This is a genomic window from Mycobacterium sp. TH-M82 (genome assembly GCF_057473605.1).
In genome coordinates this window covers 1-2,418 of the sequence record NZ_JBYCKY010000565.1, presented here as the reverse complement: position 1 = coordinate 2,418, position 2,418 = coordinate 1, and the positions used below count along the sequence as shown (strand labels likewise).

Genomic DNA, 2,418 nt, shown 5'->3' with positions numbered 1-2,418 from the left:
TGGGCGTGGGGACCAGCGGCCCAGTGGCTCTACCTGCGATAGCTTGTCCATTCCGTCCCTGCCCTTGCAATACCGGCTGCCGGCAGGCACTCTAAACCGTGCAATCGAGCCGCCCACGGGGATGGGACGTGGACCGGCGACCTTACCTGGCGATAGGTCCTTGCTGCCGGCGCGGCCTCACAATACAGGCTGGCGGCCGCGGTGCTGTGGCGCGACCGGTCCGCCCGCGTGGATCTTGACTGGCCGAGGCAGGGAGAACAACACATGGCAGTCCCCGAAGATCTGAAGCAGTCGTCACCAGGTTTTGCGGTGGTCGGCTACGCGGCGCGTTTTCCGGGTGCCGCAGATGCAGACGAATTCTGGCAACTGTTACGCCAGGGGGGGGATGCGGTCTCGGAGGTGCCCCAAAACCGTTGGAATGCAGACGAGTTCTTCGACCCGGAACCCGGTGCGCCCGGGAAGGTCGTGACCCGTCGGGCAGGTTTCATCGACGACGTGACGGGATTCGACGCGCCGTTCTTCAACATGTCGACGCGCGAGGTCAGGTTGACGGACCCGCAGCATCGGCTGTTGCTGGAGACCGCCTGGCGGGCGGTGGAGCATTCAGGCACCGCGCCGACGGCTTTGGCGAACACCAATACCGGCGTGTTCGTCGGTTTGGCCACCCACGACTACCTGGGGCTGCTATCCGACGAGCTGACTTATCCCGAGATCGAAGCCTATCTGGCAATCGGGACGTCGAATGCTGCAGCGGCGGGCCGGATCAGCCACCGGTTGGGGCTGCAGGGCCCCTCGGTAGCCGTCGACACGGCGTGCAGCTCGTCGTTGGTGGCCATCCATCAAGCCTGCCAAGCGCTGCGCCTGGGCGAATGTGACCTCGCGTTAGCCGGCGGCGCGAACGTCCTGCTCACCCCGGCGACCATGATCACGTTCTCGCAAGCGCACATGCTCGCGCCCGACGGCCGGTGCAAGACGTTCGACGCGGCCGCAGACGGCTACGTCCGTGGCGAGGGTTGCGGCGTCATCGTCATCAAGCGACTTGCAGACGCGATCCGCGACGGCGACCGGATTCGGGCTGTCATCCGGGGCAGTGCGATCAACCAGGATGGCGCATCGGGTGGTTTAACGGTGCCGAACGGCGTTGCCCAAGAACGAGTTATCGCTGACGCGCTGAAACGGAGCGGTATCGCGCCCGGCGACGTCGGATACCTGGAGGCACATGGGACCGGAACCTCGCTGGGCGACCCGATCGAGGCGCAGGCCGCCGGTGTGGTGTTCGGCGCCGGGCGCGAGCCGAGCCAGCCGCTGTTGATCGGTTCGGTGAAGACGAACATCGGGCACCTGGAAGCGGCCGCGGGGATCGCGGGTGTGATCAAGGTCATCCTCTCGCTTGAGCACGGATTACTGCCGCAACACCTGCACTTCCGCAACCCGTCGCCGCATATTGCCTGGGACCGGCTTGCCGTGCAGGTTGTGCGGGAGGCCACCGCCTGGGAACGCAACGGTCGGCCCCGTATCGCGGGAGTCAGCTCGTTCGGGTTCGCCGGGACCAACGCGCACGTCATCCTCGAGGAAGCGCCCGACGACGTCAGTCAGGCGGTCTCGGCACCGAGTCCGCTCGAGGCACTCGGGGACAGGCGGTTTCGCATCCTTCCGCTATCGGCGCGGACGCCCAGCGCACTGCTGCAGATCGCCGATCAATACCGCACCTGGGTGAGTGCGCACCCGGAGGCGTCCTTGGCGGACGTGTGTTTTACCGCCGGGGTGGGGCGAGCACACTTCGAACACCGAGCCGCATTGGTGGTCAACTCGATGGAGTCCGCTACTGAGTTGCTCGGCGCGCTCGCCGACGACCGCCCGGTGCCCGGCCTGGTGCGCGGAGTATCCGATGACAAGCCCAAAACGGCGTGGCTCTTCACCGGTCAGGGCAGCCAGTACCCGGGCATGGCCCGTGAACTCTTCGACGCCGAGCCGGTCTTCACCGAGACACTGAACCGCTGCGCGGAAGTGGTATCTGACGTGCTCGAAAGGCCCTTGTTGGACGTCATTTTCGATGTGGACGACCCGGCTGGCGACGATATGCTGCGGCAGACCTCCTATGCCCAGCCCGCCTTATTCGCGGTGGAGATGGGCTTGGCCCGCCTCTGGCAATCGTGGGGCTTCGACCCCGACGTGGTCCTAGGCCACAGCGTCGGCCAATATTCGGCGGCCTGCGTCGCCGGCGTGTTCAGCCTGGAGGACGGCGCGCTGCTGATGGCCGAGCGCGGACGACTTTTCGCCAGCTTGCCTGCGGGCGGTCGGATGGTCGCGGTGTTCACCGCTGCCGAGCGTGTCGAGCGCCTGACCGACGAATTTCCGCGTCTGTCGGTTGGTGCCTACAACGGTGCCAACACCGTGCTGTCGGGACCCGTGCAGGAT

The 2,418-nt window shown here is 66.2% G+C and carries 1 protein-coding gene; it reads left to right on the top strand.

What is annotated here, in order from left to right:
• Window positions 1-264: 264 nt before the first annotated feature.
• The coding region (locus tag AC2VON_RS17040; protein WP_486954004.1) for a type I polyketide synthase at window positions 265-2,418 on the top strand (2,154 nt) is incomplete at its 3' end.